Source organism: Thermococcus sp. ES12 (genome assembly GCF_012027515.1).
Classification (GTDB): Archaea; Methanobacteriota_B; Thermococci; order Thermococcales; family Thermococcaceae; genus Thermococcus; species Thermococcus barossii.
On the sequence record NZ_SNUP01000100.1, the window covers coordinates 1 to 421 of the forward strand.

At 38.0% G+C, this 421-nt stretch carries 1 pseudogene; it reads left to right on the plus strand.

The features are described from left to right. Window positions 1-421 (plus strand): annotated as a pseudogene (locus E3E37_RS11245) (glycogen/starch/alpha-glucan phosphorylase); the annotation flags it as partial.

Here is a 421-nt window from a genome sequence, read left to right on the forward strand (position 1 = left end):
CTGTGGTATGCCGTAGAAAGTATTCCTGATGAAGAACTATGGGAGGCCCATATAAAAGCCAAAAAAGAGTTCATAGAGCTCATCAAGAGAAAAATAAAAGAACGGAATAAACGATTAGGAATCGACGAACCTATCCCAGATATAGACGAAAACGCTCTTATAATTGGCTTTGCGAGACGTTTTGCAACTTATAAAAGAGCAACTTTGATTTTGAGTGACCTAGAACGACTTAGAAGGATACTGAATAATCCAGAGAAACCAGTATACATAATTTTTGGAGGAAAAGCTCACCCAATGGATAAAGCAGGAAAAGAATTCCTAAAGAGAGTTTACGAGATCTCACAAATGCCCGAATTCAAAAACAAGATAATAATATTCGAAAACTATGACATGGGCTCTGCTAGAGCAATGGTAGCAGGGG